The sequence below is a fragment of the Bradyrhizobium lablabi genome (genome assembly GCF_018129385.1).
GTDB classification, from domain to species: domain Bacteria; phylum Pseudomonadota; class Alphaproteobacteria; order Rhizobiales; family Xanthobacteraceae; genus Bradyrhizobium; species Bradyrhizobium lablabi_C.
The window spans coordinates 296,451-312,954 of sequence record NZ_JAFCLN010000006.1 but is presented as its reverse complement, the minus strand read 5'-3'; the positions used below and the strand labels follow the sequence as shown (position 1 = coordinate 312,954).

14 protein-coding genes and 1 pseudogene are annotated in these 16,504 nt (G+C 64.1%); 6 read left to right on the top strand and 9 right to left on the bottom strand.

Annotated features, from left to right (window positions below):
• Positions 1 to 2 precede the first annotated feature (2 nt).
• A complete protein-coding gene (locus JQ628_RS15540) occupies positions 3 to 1,628 on the top strand; it encodes an ABC transporter ATP-binding protein (RefSeq protein ID WP_212223446.1) in 1,626 nt (541 codons plus the stop codon).
• 141 nt (positions 1,629 to 1,769) lie between these two features.
• Here JQ628_RS15540 and JQ628_RS15535 read toward each other — a convergent pair whose 3' ends face one another.
• Positions 1,770 to 2,615 carry a C40 family peptidase gene (locus JQ628_RS15535; RefSeq protein WP_212223445.1) on the bottom strand — a complete coding sequence of 282 codons (846 nt, stop codon included), beginning with the start codon at positions 2,613 to 2,615 and terminating at the stop codon, positions 1,770 to 1,772.
• Positions 2,608 to 3,987 (bottom strand): leucyl aminopeptidase family protein, encoded by a 1,380-nt coding sequence (locus tag JQ628_RS15530; RefSeq protein ID WP_212223490.1) that lies wholly within the window; start codon positions 3,985 to 3,987, stop codon positions 2,608 to 2,610. The genes JQ628_RS15535 and JQ628_RS15530 overlap by 8 nt, the downstream gene beginning before the upstream one ends.
• Before the next feature lie 126 nt (positions 3,988 to 4,113).
• Here JQ628_RS15530 and JQ628_RS15525 point away from each other — a divergent pair, with 126 nt between their 5' ends.
• From JQ628_RS15525 to JQ628_RS15505, 5 genes and pseudogenes are all read left to right on the top strand, one after another.
• Positions 4,114 to 4,926, top strand: a complete 813-nt coding sequence (locus JQ628_RS15525; RefSeq protein WP_212223444.1) for a tetratricopeptide repeat protein — start codon at positions 4,114 to 4,116, stop codon at positions 4,924 to 4,926.
• 556 nt (positions 4,927 to 5,482) lie between these two features.
• A complete protein-coding gene (locus JQ628_RS15520) occupies positions 5,483 to 6,019 on the top strand; it encodes a toxin-activating lysine-acyltransferase (RefSeq protein ID WP_212223443.1) in 537 nt (178 codons plus the stop codon).
• Positions 6,020 to 6,026: 7 nt separating this feature from the next.
• Positions 6,027 to 6,689, top strand: a complete 663-nt coding sequence (locus JQ628_RS15515) for a hypothetical protein (RefSeq protein ID WP_212223442.1) — start codon at positions 6,027 to 6,029, stop codon at positions 6,687 to 6,689.
• 22 nt (positions 6,690 to 6,711) lie between these two features.
• A complete protein-coding gene (locus JQ628_RS15510) occupies positions 6,712 to 7,020 on the top strand; it encodes a hypothetical protein (RefSeq protein ID WP_212223441.1) in 309 nt (102 codons plus the stop codon).
• A gap of 291 nt (positions 7,021 to 7,311) precedes the next feature.
• A pseudogene (locus tag JQ628_RS15505) lies at positions 7,312 to 7,761 on the top strand (IS110 family transposase); the annotation flags it as partial.
• Positions 7,762 to 8,349: 588 nt separating this feature from the next.
• Here JQ628_RS15505 and JQ628_RS15500 read toward each other — a convergent pair.
• The 7 genes from JQ628_RS15500 to cpaB are packed head-to-tail and all read right to left on the bottom strand — an operon-like array spanning position 8,350 to position 16,430.
• Positions 8,350 to 9,324, bottom strand: a complete 975-nt coding sequence (locus tag JQ628_RS15500; protein ID WP_212223440.1) for a type II secretion system F family protein — start codon at positions 9,322 to 9,324, stop codon at positions 8,350 to 8,352.
• Positions 9,325 to 9,333: 9 nt separating this feature from the next.
• The gene (locus JQ628_RS15495) at positions 9,334 to 10,590 is read right to left on the bottom strand and encodes a type II secretion system F family protein (RefSeq protein WP_212223439.1); all 1,257 of its coding nucleotides are present in this window, start codon (positions 10,588 to 10,590) and stop codon (positions 9,334 to 9,336) included.
• Between the two features lie 14 nt (positions 10,591 to 10,604).
• Entirely contained in the window at positions 10,605 to 12,071 is a 1,467-nt protein-coding gene (locus JQ628_RS15490; RefSeq protein ID WP_212223438.1) for a CpaF family protein, read from the bottom strand.
• Positions 12,072 to 12,092: 21 nt separating this feature from the next.
• On the bottom strand, positions 12,093 to 13,364 hold the full coding sequence (locus tag JQ628_RS15485; protein WP_212223437.1) for an AAA family ATPase: 1,272 nt from the start codon (positions 13,362 to 13,364) through the stop codon (positions 12,093 to 12,095).
• Positions 13,361 to 14,107: a CpaD family pilus assembly protein gene (locus JQ628_RS15480; RefSeq protein ID WP_212223436.1), complete on the bottom strand. Its 747-nt coding sequence runs from the start codon at positions 14,105 to 14,107 to the stop codon at positions 13,361 to 13,363. The genes JQ628_RS15485 and JQ628_RS15480 overlap by 4 nt, the downstream gene beginning before the upstream one ends.
• 14 nt (positions 14,108 to 14,121) lie before the next feature.
• Positions 14,122 to 15,585 (bottom strand): type II and III secretion system protein family protein, encoded by a 1,464-nt coding sequence (locus JQ628_RS15475; protein WP_433996138.1) that lies wholly within the window; start codon positions 15,583 to 15,585, stop codon positions 14,122 to 14,124.
• Between the two features lie 44 nt (positions 15,586 to 15,629).
• Positions 15,630 to 16,430 (bottom strand): Flp pilus assembly protein CpaB, encoded by an 801-nt coding sequence (gene cpaB, locus JQ628_RS15470; RefSeq protein ID WP_212223435.1) that lies wholly within the window; start codon positions 16,428 to 16,430, stop codon positions 15,630 to 15,632.
• Positions 16,431 to 16,504 lie beyond the last annotated feature (74 nt).

Genomic DNA, 16,504 nt, shown 5'->3' with positions numbered 1-16,504 from the left:
GCATGGACGCCATCAACCAGCCCCTGCTCGATGTTCGCGACCTCTCGGTCGCGTTCGGCTCGACGTCTGCGGTCGACCGAATCTCGTTTTCGATCAAGCGCGGCGAGTGCGTGGCTCTGGTCGGCGAATCCGGTTCGGGCAAGTCGGTCAGCGCGCTGTCGGTGCTGAAACTGCTGCCCTACCCTAATGCATCGCATCCCTCCGGCACGATCCATTTCAAGGGCCGCGAGCTGCTCAATGCCTCCGAACGCGAGATGCGCGAGATCCGCGGCAACGACATCTCGATCATCTTCCAGGAGCCGATGACCTCGCTCAACCCGCTCCACACCATCGAGGCGCAGATCGGCGAGATCCTTTCGCTGCACCAGGGCGTCAGTGGATCGATGGCGCGGGCGCGGACGCTCGAATTGTTGACGCAGGTCGGTATCCCCGATCCAGAAACGCGGCTGCAAAGCTATCCGCATCAATTGTCCGGCGGCCAGCGCCAGCGCGTGATGATCGCGATGGCGCTCGCCAACGAGCCGGATTTGTTGATCGCGGACGAGCCGACCACCGCGCTCGACGTCACCGTGCAAGCGCAGATCCTGGCGCTGCTCGCCGACATCCGTCAGCGGCTTGGCATGAGCCTGTTGTTCATCACCCATGATCTCGGCATCGTCCGCCGTATCGCCGATGTCGTCTGCGTCATGAACAACGGCAAGATCGTCGAGCAGGGTCCCGTCGAGCAGGTTTTCAAGACGCCAAAGCATGCCTACACGCGCGCGCTGCTGGCGGCCGAGCCGAAGCCTGACCCGGCGCCGCCGCAGCCGAATGCGCCTGTGGTGATGAAGGCCGATGACCTCAAGGTCTGGTTCCCAATCAAGCGAGGTTTGCTTCGCTCCACCGTCGGGCACATCAAGGCGGTGGATGGCGTCAGCGTCGCAGTTCGCCAGGGCGAGACGCTGGGCGTGGTCGGCGAATCCGGTTCCGGCAAGACGACGCTCGGACTGGCGCTGATGCGGCTGATCTCCTCCAACGGGCCGATCGTATTCCTCGGCAAGGATATCCAGGGACTGCGCTTCAAGGACATGCGGCCGTTCCGGCGCGACATGCAGATCGTGTTCCAGGACCCCTTCGGCTCGCTCAGCCCGCGCATGTCGGTCGGCGACATCGTCGCTGAGGGTCTCAGCGTGCATCAACCCGCTCTGTCCTATGAGGAGCGTGAGGGCCGCGTCGTCAAGGCGCTGAGTGACGTCGGCCTCGATCCGGCGACGCGCTTCCGCTATCCGCACGAATTCTCCGGCGGCCAGCGCCAGCGCATCTCGATCGCGCGCGCGGTGGTGCTGGAGCCGAATTTCGTCGTGCTGGACGAGCCGACCAGTGCGCTCGACATGCTGTTCCAAGCCCAGATGGTCGACCTGCTGCGCGAATTGCAGCGCAAGCGCGACCTCACCTACATGTTCATCTCGCACGATTTGCGCGTGGTCGCCTCGCTCGCGAGCCATCTGATCGTGATGCGCCACGGCAAGGTAGTGGAAGAGGGGCCAGCCTCGGAGCTGTTCAAGAATCCGAAGAGCGACTACACCCGCGCGTTGTTTGCCGCCGCGTTCCGCATCGAGGCGGCCCCGACGGGAACGGTGGCGACCTGATTGGCCTCGTGGTTCGAGACGCGCGGCCTTGCCGCGCTCCTCACCATGAGGGTCTGGCAGCACGGCACTACGCTTCAAGACCTTATCCTGAGGAGGCGCGAAGCGCCGTCTCGAAGGATGTAGCCCCGCTGTTCGTCCGGCTCAGACAAGCCGCTTGATCGCGGTCACCTCGCTGCCCGCGGCCTTGATCCGCGCCATCGCATCCTTTGTGTTCTCGATCACGGTTGCCATGTGATGCGCGTTGGCGTGTACGATCGTGACGGCGTCGCGGGCGATCGCAACGTGGCCTTTCCAGAAGATCAGGTCGCCGCGCTGCAGGTTCTTCGCCTCGGCGGCCGTCAATTCCCGGCCCAGCCCGTCGCACTGCATATCGCTGTCGCGCGGGCAGCCGGTGCCGGCTGCACTGAGCGCGATCTGCACCAGGCCCGAGCAATCGATGCCAAGGCTGCTCTTGCCGCCCCACAGATAGGGCGTGCCGGCGAAGCGTTCGGCGACCGCGACGAAGTCCGGCGCATGCGCATCGAGCGCGCCAAGATGCCGGCGCGGCAAATAATGGCCGTCGCGGGTGACGGCGAAGGCGCCGTCCTCGCGCGCGACCGCCACCCGTGCGCCAAAAGGCAGCGCGTCCAATGGCGGCAGCTTGATCGAAGGGCCGGGAAACGCGAGGGTTCGCAGCGCGGTGACCTTGTGCGTCGGCGCGGATGCGGGCTTTGCCAGCGCACTATCCGGCAGCCAGCCGACATAGCCGTCGCTGACCAATTGTCCCCACACAAAGCCTTCGCCATTGCGATCGTAGATGGTGACGCGCTCGCCCCTCAAGGCTTGCGTCAACTGCTCGGCATCGGAGGCCGGCGCGCGGCGCACCGGGGCGATTGCGTCGATCACCTCGAACTCGGCGCCCTCGACAAAGCGCGCGGCTTTCACCTTGCCTTCGAGATATTTGGCGGCGAGATCGCCGCGCGCAGGCGTGAGGCGGGGGTCATCCATAGCGTTCGCTCAAGAGTTGGTAGATCGCGCGCGCGGCCTGGCATTCGCCGCCCTCGGGGCGCGCGGGCTTTGCGGAGGGCGTCCAGCCGTAGATGTCGACATGCAGCCAGCTTTTGGCGGCCTCGACAAAGCGCTGTAGGAACAGCGCGCAGGTGATTGAGCCGGCAAAGCCGCCGGACGGCGCGTTGTTGATGTTGGCGACTTTCGAATCGAGCCATGAATCATAGGGCGGCCACAGCGGCATCCGCCACAGCGGATCGTTCTCCTGTCGCGCGAGGCGCGCAACGTCGGCCGCGAGCGTTTCGTCATTGGTGTAGAACGGCGGCAGGTCCGGGCCCAGCGCCACTCGCGCGGCGCCCGTGAGCGTACCGAGATCGACCAGGAGTTCCGGCTTCTCTTCGTCCGCGAGCGCCAGCGCGTCGGCGAGGATCAGGCGCCCTTCTGCGTCGGTGTTACCGATCTCCACCGTCAGTCCCTTGCGCGACTTGAAGACATCCATCGGCCGGAACGCATTGCCGGCCACCGCATTCTCCACTGCCGGGATCAGCACACGCAGGCGCACCTTCAGCTTCGCATCCATCACCATCTGTGCCAGCGCCAGCACATTGGCGGCGCCGCCCATATCCTTCTTCATCAGCAGCATGCCGCTGGAAGGTTTCAGGTCCAGTCCGCCGGTATCGAAACAGACGCCCTTGCCGACCAGCGTCACTTTCGGATGGGCCGGATCGCCCCAGGAAAAATCGATCAGCCGCGGCGCGCGGCTGGAGGCCATGCCGACCGCATGGATCAGCGGAAAATTCTTCGCAAGCTCCTCGCCCGTGACGCAGACAGAACTGGCGCCAAAACGCGCGGCAACATCGCGCGCGGCGGCCTCCAGTTCCGCCGGTCCCATGTCGTTTGACGGCGTGTTGATGAGATCGCGCGCCAGGAACGCAGCTTCCGAGATGCGTACAAGTTCCGCGGCATCGACGCCGTCGGGCGGCACCAGCCGCACGTCCGCCGCGTCCGCCTTGCGGTAGCGGCCGAACCGATAGCTGCCGAGCGCGAACGCCAGCGCGGCAAGACGCGCATCATGCGGCGCATTGGCAAAGCGGTAGATTCCGGCCGGCAGCAGGCCGGGCAGGCTGCCGGCCCGAAACAGGTCGCGCGATTTGCTGCCCTCGTCCTCAATCCCGAAAATCACCTGCGCGATCTGGCCGTCGGCGGCCGGCAGGATCAGGTACTTGCCGGGCTTTGCCGAAAAGCCGTTGGCCTGAGCGAACTGTCGTGCCGGCGCGGGCAGTCCCGCTGTAATCGCCTCCCATGTCGATTTGGTCGCAAAGGTGATGGGGATGGCGGTGGCGTTGGGGGCGGTCTCGAACACGGAGGGCATGCGGTTCACTTGACTCTTCAATGGCAGACGGACGCGGGACGCCCATTAACCAGACATTAGGGTTAACAGTCTATTGCTGACGCATTCGGCAAGCCCATCCGTCCGAACCACGTGAGTTAAGGTGCCATGCGTCGTCAGTCCAGCCTTGCCCGGTTCCTTGGCTCTGCGGCCCTGGCGGCCCTCCTGGCCGCGAGCCTTGGCGGCTGCCAGACCATGACCGACGTCAAGAGCGCGCTGACTGCGAGAGCCGAGCCGGCTTCCGATGCCGATCCGCGCCGCGCCGCGGAGGCCTATGGCGAGCGCTACCGCGCCAACCCCAAGGATGCCGACGCCGCGCTGCGCTATGGCCTTGCGCTACGCGCCACCGGCCAGCGCGCGCAGGCGGTCGCCGTGCTCGAGCAGGGCTCGATCGCGCACCCCACCAACAAGCAGATGCTGGCGGGTTACGGCCGCGCGCTCGTCGACGTCGGCAATTTCCAGCAGGCCTTTGACGTGCTGGGCCGCGCCCATTCGCCCGATAATCCGGACTGGCGCATCCTCTCGGTGCAAGGCACCGCGCTCGACCAGATGGGCCGCCACGAGGAGGCGCGGCGCTATTATGCGAGCGCGCTGGCGATCGCTCCCAACGAGCCGTCGGTGCTGTCCAATCTCGGCCTGTCCTACGTGCTCTCCAAGAACCTGCCGAAGGCGGAAGAAACCCTGCGTCAGGCCCAGGCCACCGGCCGGGCGGATGCGCGCGTGCGGCAAAACCTGGCGCTCGCCATCGGTCTACAGGGCCGTTTTGCGGAAGCCGAGAGCATCGCGAAGGGCGATCTGCCGGCCGACGAGGCGGCCGCCAACGTCGCCTATCTGAAAGAGATGCTCAGCCGCAAGGAAAACCCGCGCACCGCTGCGCGCAACGGCAAGCCGCCGGTGGTCGCGTTCGACCAGGCGGACTGATCTCTCTCCAGGCAACCTCGGCCGTCATCCCCGCGAAAGCGGGGATCCAGTATTCCAGAGACGCCAGCGATAGAACCGAGAAGCCGCGGCGTACTCGATCGCCCGCCCGCACGAGTATGACGGTCAGTGTGCTGACATAGCGCTCGTGTCCCAGACGCGTTGCAGCGTCTCCTGACGGTGCAACGCAGAGCCGGGACCCGTCACAACAAATGAGTGTTGTTGTGCACGCCTGTTCCGCTCGATTGGCGTGATCGCCGTTGCCGTGCCAAGCGAAACACCCAAAAGCTGTCCCGGTGCATGTCATCAACTTTTCACTTGCGCCGCCATCGCCCGCTTGTCTAGGCTCGCATCCGCAGGGGTGGGCGATCGCAAGCGGCGCAGCATCACGGCGGAATTTTCGCCGGTGCCGCCTGTAGGGCGGATTAGCCGAAGGCGTAATCCGCCATCTTTTTCACCCCGAACATTCGGCGGGTTACGGCTTCACCTAACCCGCCCTACAATCCGTGCATGGAGAAAGCGGTTCTACTATCCGGCAAGTGCAAGCGGAGAGCAGCAGATGCCGGACAGCAAGAACAGCGCCAAGGGGACGAAGCGGATGAACAAGGCAGCGGCCGCCAAGCGCGCCGAACAACCCGCGCTCGGCGAAGCCGCGCTGAAGGCGGCGCTGGCGGAATTCGGCGTAGCGCCGAACGCGGCCAATAGCGCCGCGGCGCAGCCGCAGGCTCAAGTCCAAGGCGAACCGCCGCCGAAGACGGTGGCGCAGGTGCTCGGCGAGATCACCTGGCTGATGACGCAAAGCCCGCGCCACAAACAGCTCGCGCTCGGCGATCTCGAATGGCTGGTGATGCCGGCGATTCTCCTGAAGCAGTTCCGCCTGTTCTACAAGGGCGAGCAGCCGGTCGGCGTCGCGCTGTGGGCGCTGGCGGATGACATCGTGGCGAAGCGAATCGATGCGGGTGATGTCAGGCTGACCGCGGTGGAATGGAAGAGCGGGGCGAACATGCGGATTGTGGACGTGGTGGCGCCGTTCGGGGGCGAGGCGGAGATGCGGGGGCAGGTGGGGTTCGCGATCCCAGCAACACTCGATAAGTGATTGCAACATGACCGAGCCCGAATTGCTCTATACCGAATCCGACTTAAGGAGCTTTGCCGCTCGACCTCGCTTTCTGGCCGCCGCCCACGCCTATTCGTTGGGTCTAATCCCACTCGGCGAAGCAATCGTTCGCGCGGTCGAAGCCAGGCCATACTATCCAAAGACGCTTGAAATCTTGGGTTACGTCCGGTTGCTGCACGAAGTCGCCGAGAGAATTTCGGATGGTCGGATCAAAGTGCCCGACGTTCTTCGCTCTAGTCTGAGCGCAACTTATGACCAGAAAGGACACAAAGACTCTGAAGCCGTAAAGCTCTTCTCATCCAGGGACTTCTTGATGTTTGAGGAATTGCGCCGCCCTGAGGTCAAGAAAGTTGTGCTCGACTTGTTCAGGCGGCAGTTCGACGAAGAAGATATTGGAAAAGTTCTCGCGGACAAGAGGCTGCTTGCAGCGATTGATGCCTATGGTCGAAGCTTAATTGATTTTAGAAAGCTCAAGGAAAGCGTGTTTGGTGATTGCAATGCGCATCCATTCGACCTGAGCTTCCTCGCATTCCAGCAATTGTGCTTCGAGGTAGTTCGGAGAGTAAAGTTAGGGACAATTCTAATCCCAAATAGCTTCGAAAGCGAGTTTTCCGAAATCTATCATCCGACGCCTAACGGGGAATCTTGATCGTCAATTGGATTGTCATCACATGGCAAATTTTGTTTTCGTTGATAATACCGTTCTGGGCAATTTGTGGAATGCATCGAATGGGAATCTCGATGTCGCAACAAGACTTTTCAATGGGTTATTGAGGCCGAATACGACGCTTGTCATCACCGATACGGTGAAGGGAGAGGCAACTGTAAGCGTCAATCAAGCCAATCCGTACCCGAAAGACGCCTTCATCGATGGCTGGATAACCGCGAACTCGGCTCGGATATCTCAGCCGGTCACGGGTCTTTCGCCGGGTAACGACAACGGCGAACGTTCTATTGCTCTAGCCCGTAGGGCGGATTAGCCGAAGGCGTAATCCGCCATCTTTGTTTCAACGGTTCGGCGGGTTACGCTCCGCTAACCCGCCCTACGGTCTAGCTGCGCTCGCCGAACTCGCCTTGCGTCCCAATGTCGCCAGCCCAATCTTCCGGGAAAATTCCCGCGCGCACGTCTCGGTGGAACGAGGAATGTGGCCAGCCCGTAGATGGGGTAACGGGCGCCTGGTCCCACCTTCCCAGCGAGCCCCGCTCGCTACGGCGCTGTTGGTAGGCGCGCTTCGCGTGGCTCGCTGGGAAGGTGGGCGGTCGTCCCTCACATGGATGGTGTTACGGAATCGAGGGATGAGCCTCGCTCCAAGCATCGAGGAGAGACGACCATGCACCACTATGCCGGAATCGACGTATCATTGGAATGCTCGAGCGTGTGCGTTGTTGACGCCAACGGCAAGATTTTGCGCGAGGCCAAGGTTATCAGCGAACCGGAGCCGTTGATCGCCTGGTTGGGTTCGCTTGGCTTCGGCCTTGATCGGATTGGGCTGGAGGCCGGGCCGCTGTCGCAATGGCTGTTTGCGACGATGAAGGCGGCCGGGCTTGCCGTGGAACTGCTGGAGACACGGCATGTGCGCGATGCGTTCAAGGCCATGCCGGTAAAGTCCGATCGCAACGATGCGCGCGGGATCGCGCAACTGATGCGGCTGGGCTGGTTCCGGCCGGTGCATTGCAAATCGTTGAGCGCGCAAGAGACGCGGGCGACGCTGACGGCGCGCAAACTGGTGCAATCGAAGCTTCGCGACACGGAGAACAGCCTGCGCGGGATCCTGCGGGGTTTCGGTCTCAAAGTCGGCAAGGCGACGGAACGGGAGTTTGCCGGCCGGATCAGGCAACTCGTCTCAGACCACCCGCATCTCGATGCGATCGCCGATTCGTTGCTCGCGGTGCGCGAGGTACTGCTGAAGGAGTTCAAGGCTTTCGAGAAGCAGACGCGCAAGATGGTGCGATCCGACATACAGGCGCGGTTGCTGACATCGGTCCCGGCGGTCGGTCCGATCATCGCACTCACCTATCACCTGTATGCTCGTGTGCAATTCTTTTTGCGCAAGCAAGGCACACGAGACCTCGGGTGCAGCGCGCACCCGGCATTCCCTGCGCCCTCTGTTTTTGAAGAGGGACAACGAATCTGGAAAAGCTCGGGCAAATCATGCCGCGAGATCGCGGCCTCACATCCAGTCGTGATCAGCCGCTCAGGTAATGGACCTTCGTTTGACATGAATACCGGCGCGCCGCTTTCGTCGGCAACGCCCGCCTCACTGCATCTCCGCGACCACGGTTGCGGCCTCTGGCGCCGACGCCAGGCCTCACTGCATCTCCGCAACCTTGATGCCGGTCGGCCCGAGGATGACGACGAACAGCACCGGCAGGAAGAACAGGATCATCGGCACGGTCAGCTTGGGCGGCAAGGCGGCCGCCTTCTTCTCGGCCTCGTTCATGCGCATGTCGCGGTTTTCCTGCGCCATCACGCGCAGACTCTGGCCGAGCGGCGTGCCGTAGCGTTCCGACTGCATCAAGGCGAGACAGACCGATTTCACGCCCTCGAGTCCGGTGCGTGCCGCCAGATTCTCGTAGGCCATCTTGCGGTCCTGCAAATAGGACAGCTCGGCGGTGGTCAGGGCAAATTCCTCCGACAGCGCGACCGATTGCTTGACGATCTCGGTCGCCACCTTGCGGAAGGCGACTTCGACCGACATGCCGGACTCGATACAGATCAGCAGCAGGTCGAGCGCGTCCGGGAAGGCGCGCTTGATCTGGAGCTGCCGCTTGCTGATCGCATTCTTCAGGAAAATCATCGGCGCCTGCAGCCCGAGATAGGCCGCGCCGACGCAGATGCCGATCTTGATCGGCAGCGATTTCTCCAGATGGGAGATCACGAAAACATAAAGGATGGCGCCGATGAACAGCACGATCGGCGCGACGGCGCGGGCGAACAGGAAGGTGACGTAGGGGGCCTGGCCGCGATAGCCCGCCATCACCAGCTTGTCGCGAGCGGCTTCCTGCGCCAGCCATTTGGTGAGGTTGAAATCGTCCACCACCTTGGAAACCAACTGCTTCGGCGTCTGGCGCAGCGATACCTTCTCGCTCTTGGCGAGCCGCTCGCGCTCGCGCTGGCGGAGCCGTTCGCGCTCGCTCGCCACCGCCTTCATTCGCTTGTTGAGGTTTTCGCCGGCGAACAGCGGCATCACCAGCGTATAGGCGGTCAGGCTCGCCGCGATGGCGGCGAGCAGCATCGTCATGAAGCGGATGTCGTGGAGTTTGGCGACAAGAAAATCAACCATGATGCACCGTCAGAAGTCGAAGTTGATCATTTTCTTCATCACCATGACGCCGATCGACATCCAGATGACGCAGCCGACCAGCATGAGCTGGCCGGTTGGGTGGGTCCACAGCAGCGAGATGTAGTCGGGCGTGGTGAGATAGACGAGCACCATGACGATCGGCGGCAGCGCGCCGATGATGCCGGCGGAAGCCTTGGCTTCCATCGACATCGCCTGGATCTTCTCTTTCATCTTCTTGCGATCGCGCAGCACTTTCGAGAGGTTGCCGAGCGCTTCGGAGAGGTTGCCGCCGGATTTTTGCTGGATCGCAATCACGATGCCGAAGAAATTCGCCTCCGGCACCGGCATCCGTTCATAGAGACGCGCGCAGGCATCGCCGAGCGGCATGCCGACCGCCTGGGTCTCGATGATCGCGATGAACTCGCTGCGCAGCGGCTCGGGCGCCTCGTTGGCGACCACCTTGATGGATTCGAACAGCGGCAGACCGGCCTTGATGCCGCGTACGATGACGTCGACGGCGTCCGGCAGGGCCTTCAGGAAGGCTTCTTCCCGGCGCTTCTTCAGGAATTTCAGGAGCCAGCGCGGCAAGCCGAAGCCTGCGGCGAAGGCCATGCCGATTGCCGCGAGGACGCTGCCAAACAGCGACCCGGAGGCGATGAAGATATCGTAGGTTGCCACGGTCTGACCCGAGGGGCCGACCGCCACGATGGAGGTTTTGCCCTCGCCCACGGCCGTGACGTAGATTTGCTGTCCCGAACGCAGGCTTACGTTGGCAATTTTCGCATGGTCCGTCCGAACGCTCCTGACTTCGCGGCGCATGTCGATTACGAGCGCGCCGCCGGGGGCGAGCTCGATGGATTTTCGGGTCGATTCGGCATCCACCATGACCGGAGCGGTCCCGGAAGATGTAATTTTGGTCAGCGCCGGCACGAGCGCCGCCGCGAACGCGATGGCGCCCAGGATCGCGGAAATGACCATGAACTTCTGCGGCGACCAGCTCAGTCCCGCCTGGGTGAGACGGGTTTCCAGCGAGACCTTGGAGTCCTTGGCGGCTCGTGCCTCGAGCTCGCGCAGCGAACCTTCGACCTGCTCGCGGCGCGAGCGCTGGTTCTTCGCCTCGGCCCGCCGCGCCGGCGGCTCGGGTTTTGCGACAGCGACGCGCCGGGCTTCCGCCTGCTTCTCTCCCGACAGCAGCGGATAGATGAACACCCAGGCTATGCCGCCGACGGCGACGGCGGCGAGAAAGGCCAATGCGAGCGTCTGCATGTTGATCTCGCCCCTTATGTCTCGGCCTTGACTTCGGACGCGTCGAGCGCCGCGCCGAGGCGCTTTTCCTCATTGTAGTAGCGCGCGCGTTCCCAGAATTTCGGCCGGCCGATGCCGGTGGAGCGGTGGCGGCCGATGATCTTGCCGTTGGCGTCCTCGCCGACGATGTCGTACAGGAAGATGTCCTGGGTGATGATGGTGTCGCCTTCCATGCCGATCACCTCGGTGATGTGGGTGATGCGGCGGGAGCCGTCGCGCAGGCGCGCGGCCTGAATGATGACGTCGATCGAGGCGCAGATCATCTCGCGGATGGTGCGCGACGGCAGCGAGAAGCCGCCCATCGTGATCATGGATTCGCAGCGCGACAGCGCTTCGCGCGGATTGTTGGCGTGCAGCGTGCCCATCGAGCCGTCGTGGCCGGTATTCATCGCCTGTAGCAGGTCGAATGCCTCCGGTCCGCGGACTTCGCCGACGATGATGCGTTCGGGGCGCATACGCAGGCAGTTGCGCACCAGCTCGCGCATGGTGACCTGACCTTCGCCTTCGATGTTGGGCGGCCGCGTTTCCAGCCGCACCACGTGCGGCTGCTGCAATTGAAGCTCGGCGGCGTCTTCGCAGGTGATGATGCGCTCGTCGTGCTCGATATAGTTGGTCAGGCAGTTCAGCAGCGTGGTCTTGCCGGAGCCGGTACCGCCGGAGATCAGCACGTTGCAGCGGACGCGGCCGATGATCTGGAGGATCTCGGCGCCTTCGGGCGTGATCGCGCCGAACTTGACCAACTGCTCGAGCGTCAGCTTGTCCTTCTTGAATTTTCGGATGGTGAGCGCGGGGCCGTCGATCGCCAGCGGCGGAACGATCGCGTTGACGCGCGAGCCGTCGGCAAGGCGCGCGTCGCAGATCGGCGAAGATTCGTCGACGCGGCGGCCGACCTGGCTGACGATGCGCTGGCAGATGTTGAGCAGTTGCTGGTTGTCGCGGAAGCGGATGCCGGTGCGCTGGATCTTGCCGGCGACTTCGATGTAGACGGTGCCGGCGCCGTTGACCATGATGTCGGCGATGTCGTCGCGGGACAGCAGCGGCTCCAGCGGGCCGTAGCCGAGCACGTCGTTGCAGATGTCGTCGAGCAGCTCTTCCTGCTCGGCGATCGACATCACGATGTTCTTGATCGCGATGATCTCGTTGACGATGTCGCGGATTTCCTCGCGCGCCGACTCGCTGTCGAGTTTTGCGAGCTGGGCAAGGTCGATCGCCTCGATCAGGGCGCCGAAGATCGTCGCCTTGACCTGGTAATAATTGTCCGAACGCCGGGTTTCGATCACGGGCGCCGGCGGCGGCGCTGATTTGACCGGCGAGATGGACGGGGAGGCGACCGCCGGGGCAACCTCGCGCGAAGGCGCCATGCCGGGCGAGGCCGCCGGCATGGCAGCGGCCGGCTTTGCCGACCGTGGATCCGTATCTGTTCCGCTACGCTTACCAAACACGACGGCACTCCATGCGGGCGACTACTTGCCCCGCAGCTTCTCGATCAGGGGTGACAGGAACGAACCTTTCGGCCTCTTGGTCTCGCCGCGGCCGGTCAGCCGCTGCGCGATCTGTAGGAACATCTCGGTGGTGCGATGATTGGCGGAGATTTCCGCGATCATCTGGCCGTTATTGGCGGCGGCGCCGAATATCTGCGGGTCGAACGGGATGGTTGCGATCGGCTGGCTCTCGATCGCCTTGGCGAATTCGGCGGCGGCGATCTCCGGCCGTTTCGGGATGCCGACCTGGTTCAGGCAATAGAGCGGCGCGCGGTCGTTCGGGCGCTGCCCCTTCAACAGGTCGACCAGGTTCTTGGTGTTACGCAGGCTCGCCAGATCGGGAGCGGCGACGATCAAAATATCGTCCGCGGCGACCAGGGCGCGTCTGGTCCAGCCCGACCATTGATGCGGCACGTCGAGCACGATGCAGGGCATCGTGGTGCGCAGCGTATCGAAGATCGAATCGAAGGCGTCGGCGCCGAAATCATAGACCCGGTCGAGCGTCGCCGGCGCCGCCAGCAGGCTGAGATGATCGGTGCATTTCGACAGCAGGCGGTCGACGAAAGCGGTATCGATGCGATCCGGAGAGAACACGGCATCCGCGATGCCCTGCGCCGGGTCCTGGTTGTAGTCGAGGCCGGCGGTGCCGAACGCGAGGTCGAGATCGGCGACCACGGAATCGAGCGCGAGATCCCGGGCAATCGCCCAGGCGACGTTGTGCGCGATGGTCGAGGCGCCGACGCCGCCCTTGGCGCCGACCACGGCGATGATACGGCCGACCGCCTTGGCTTCAGGCGCGGAAAACAGATTGCAGACCGAACGCACCACGTCGATCGCGTTGACCGGCGCCAGCACATAATCGCTGACGCCTCGGCGCACCAGTTCGCGGTACAGCATCACGTCGTTGATCCGGCCGATCACGATCACGCGGGTGCCGGCGTCGCACACGCTGGCAAGCTGGTCGAGGCCTGCGAGAATGTTGCCACGGCCTTCGGCCTCCAGGATGATCACGTTCGGCGTCGGCGCGGCGCGATAGGCCTCGATGGCGGCGGCCATGCCGCCCATCTGGATCTTCAGATGAGCCTTGCCGAGGCGGCGATCCTCGCCGGCCGACTGCACGGCAGCCGCGGTCTCGACTGTCTCGCAAAATGCCTGCACGGACACCCGCGGCGATGGCGCGATGTGCTCGTCGGCGACAGGCGGCGAGGCCGTCTCCGGCTCGGCTTCCGAATTCTGGCGCGCGTAGCTGATCATTGGCCTACACTGCTTAGCTTGGCCTTGTCGGCCTCGGGATAGGTGGTCGTGGTCGGGGTTGCCTTGCGATACTTGTCGAACGCTGCGGTGCGCCGCGCCGTATAGGCCGGCGTCTCGGGACGCGCCTGCGTGAGATCCGACGGATTTTCGATCATCGCCGCGAAGTTGCGCTGCACGGCGCAGCCGAAATTGTAGTATTGCGTGTTGTCGTAATAGGTCTTGTTCTTGTAGCCGGGGCCGATGTCGTCGGGCCACAATCCACACGGACCGGCGGTCGCTGCGATACGCGGGTATTTCAGCCGGATCGCCGGCATGTGACGCGGATCTTCCGGCCTGTAGTGGCGCACGGTGTAGGCCCGCGGCGGCAGTCCGGCGGCTGCGAACAGCGCCTGGATCTCGCGCGCCGAATCCGCCGCGGCGCGCGCGTTGGGCGTGTCGACCGGCACGTCGACGTTGATCGCGCCCGTGCCCTCGCGCAACCAGGTCTGCGCCAGCCCGATCACATCGGCGCGTTGCTGGGCGGCAAGGCCGCCGCGGTTGTTGCCAACGAAGACCACGATCTCGCGGTCGATCTCGGTGACGGCGATCGGATGGCGCAGCCGGTAATCTTCGGGCGCGAACGCGACCGGCGAGGGATCGTCGATGTGCTTGCAGGCGCCGAGCACGACGGCGAGGCCTGTCAGCGCGAGCCCGATGCGAAGCGCGGCGGTGCGGCCGGTGGATGATTTGGCTTTGGTCGTCATTGTCTCATCCCGCCTCAGTCGGTGATAAAGCCGTATTGGCCACGGTAATTCCGGCCCGGCTCGACACGGCCCGGAACCCCGTAAATGCGATTGATGCTGCCGAGCAGATCGGCCTGCGGATCGGTGGAGTTGGCGAAACCGTCGTCAGGGCGCGACAGGTCTTTCGGCGTCGCGGCGCGCACGATGTAGGGAGTCACCAGCAGGACCAGTTCGGTCTGGCTGTTGATGAAGTCGCGGCTCCGGAACAGCGCGCCCAGAATCGGCAGTTGGGTCAGGCCCGGCAGTCCGTTGATGGCCTGCTTGGTCTGGTCGGCGATCAGACCGGCCATCGCCATCGAGCCGCCGGAGGGAATTTCCAGCGTGGTTTCGGCGCGGCGCACCTTGATCGAGGGAATGGTCACCGAGTTGTTCTGGTTCGCGGTCACCGATTGCGTGATGATCAGCGAGTTGTCGTTCGACAGCTCCGATACTTCGCTCATCACGCGCAGGCTGATGCGGCCTTCGCTCAGCACCACGGGCGTGAAGTTGAGCGAAATGCCGAACTTCTTGAAGCTGATCTGCGTGGTACAGATGTGCGTGATCGGGTCGCAGGAATAGCCGGCGGGAATCGGGAATTCGCCGCCCGCGATGAACGTCGCTGATTCGCCAGAGATCGCGGTCAGGTTCGGTTCGGCAAGCGTGCGCACCACGCCGGCGCTTTCCATCGCGCGGATGGTGGCCTGGATCGACGGTGCACCGCTGGCTGCGCCGCTGCCGAAACTGCCAACGATGCCGTTCTGGGCAACCAGCGGGCGGCCATAGGCCGTGAACGGGTTGCTGTTGGTGAAGTTAACGACCGAGGTGCCGTAGTTCAGGTTGGCCGACATGTCGATGCCGAGCTGCTTGATGATGGTTCGCGCCATTTCGGCGACGGTGACCTTCAGCATGACCTGGTCGCGGCCGCGCACCACGATCGAGTTGACCACCTTGTCGGCGCCGCCCGCGAGGCGGGCGGCGATATCGCCGGCCTGCTGCGCCTCGATCGGGCTCGCGGCCGAGCCGCTCAGCACGACGCCGTCGCCCATGCCGTCGATCTGGATGTCGGCGTTCGGCATCGTCTGCTTCAGCGCGGCGCGCACGCCATTGAGGTCGCGCTTGACCGCGATGTCATAGGCCGCGATCTGCTGGCCGGCGGAATCGAAGAACACGATGTTGGTCTGGCCGACCGCCGCGCCGATGATGTAGGCGCGCTGCGCCGAGCGGACCACCGCATTGGCGATCTTTGGGTCGGCAACCAGCACATCCTTGATGTCGCGCGGCAGGTCGATGACGACAGACTTGCCGACGCCGAGCGAAAGGAAGCGCGCGTTCATCTGGCCGTCGGCAACCATTGGCGCGCCGGTGCGATAATCGCCCGCCAGCACCGGCATCACGGTCTGATTGAACATCAGTGCGGCGACCGCCGAGAACGACAGGGCGCGGGCCGCCAAGGCCCGCATCGTCGGTCGCTTCCCCCTGCATTGCATCGCTTCGGTCCTTTCGGTCACTTCTGCATCGTCGTTGGGCTGTTGACGCCGTAACGGACAATATTGACGCTTTCGCCGCGCCTTGAGCGCTGCGGATCGTCGGTCTGGATCTCGGGGGCGTTGACGTCGGCGATGCTTCGCAGCGCCAGCGAGAGCGTGCCGGTCTGCCGCGAGCGGGCCAGCGTCTCGGCCTGCTCCGGCCTCAGCTCCAGCGTCACGGTCTTGCCGACCACGGCGTTCTGGCCGTCTTTCTCCTTGGGCGCCTGGTCGATCGCGAGCACGCGCACGTTGGTCAGGATGACTTCGGAATTGACGATCTCGGCGCCGCGACTGTCGGCGGCCTTCTCGCGCTTGGTCAGCAGCACGTCGACCCGGTCGTTCGGCAGGATGAAGCCGCCGGCGCCGGTTTCGGGCGAGATTTCCGTCGAAACCGCGCGCATGCCGGTCGGCAGGATCGCGGCCATGAATCCGGAGCCGTCCGCCTTGACCAGCTTCGCTTCGCGGATCGGCTCACCGGCGATAAAGGGGGCGCGCGCGATCGAGCCGGTGACCTGCGTGGCGGCCTCGGGCCGCTCGCCCTTTTTGATGAAAGTGCCGCTCGCGCCCGCGGCCGGCCAGGTCTGCCATTGCAGATCCTCGGTCTTGACCGACTGGCCGAGGCCGATGTCGGACTTCGCGACCAGCACCTCGACGGTCGGCACCTGGGCGACGGGCTGCGAGGGCTGTGGCGGCGGGCTGTCGGACCCACTGGCAAGATATGCGGCAATGCCACCCGCGCCGAGGGCAATGGCAAGGACCACAATGCGTGCGGTATTCATACGCTTCACTTTCCACATTACGCCGCGACGCTTCCGCCGCCGTAACGGGAGTTGACCAGCTATTCGTCAAAGCA

Coding starts and splice junctions, on each gene's coding strand:
- JQ628_RS15540 (WP_212223446.1), top strand. CDS start 3: ATGGACGCCATCAACCAGCCCCTGCTCGATGTTCGCGACCTCTCGGTC.
- JQ628_RS15535 (WP_212223445.1), bottom strand. CDS start 2,615: ATGGATGACCCCCGCCTCACGCCTGCGCGCGGCGATCTCGCCGCCAAA.
- JQ628_RS15530 (WP_212223490.1), bottom strand. CDS start 3,987: ATGCCCTCCGTGTTCGAGACCGCCCCCAACGCCACCGCCATCCCCATC.
- JQ628_RS15525 (WP_212223444.1), top strand. CDS start 4,114: ATGCGTCGTCAGTCCAGCCTTGCCCGGTTCCTTGGCTCTGCGGCCCTG.
- JQ628_RS15520 (WP_212223443.1), top strand. CDS start 5,483: ATGCCGGACAGCAAGAACAGCGCCAAGGGGACGAAGCGGATGAACAAG.
- JQ628_RS15515 (WP_212223442.1), top strand. CDS start 6,027: ATGACCGAGCCCGAATTGCTCTATACCGAATCCGACTTAAGGAGCTTT.
- JQ628_RS15510 (WP_212223441.1), top strand. CDS start 6,712: ATGGCAAATTTTGTTTTCGTTGATAATACCGTTCTGGGCAATTTGTGG.
- JQ628_RS15500 (WP_212223440.1), bottom strand. CDS start 9,324: ATGGTTGATTTTCTTGTCGCCAAACTCCACGACATCCGCTTCATGACG.
- JQ628_RS15495 (WP_212223439.1), bottom strand. CDS start 10,590: ATGCAGACGCTCGCATTGGCCTTTCTCGCCGCCGTCGCCGTCGGCGGC.
- JQ628_RS15485 (WP_212223437.1), bottom strand. CDS start 13,364: ATGATCAGCTACGCGCGCCAGAATTCGGAAGCCGAGCCGGAGACGGCC.
- JQ628_RS15480 (WP_212223436.1), bottom strand. CDS start 14,107: ATGACGACCAAAGCCAAATCATCCACCGGCCGCACCGCCGCGCTTCGC.
- JQ628_RS15475 (WP_433996138.1), bottom strand. CDS start 15,585: ATGCGGGCCTTGGCGGCCCGCGCCCTGTCGTTCTCGGCGGTCGCCGCA.
- cpaB (WP_212223435.1), bottom strand. CDS start 16,430: ATGAATACCGCACGCATTGTGGTCCTTGCCATTGCCCTCGGCGCGGGT.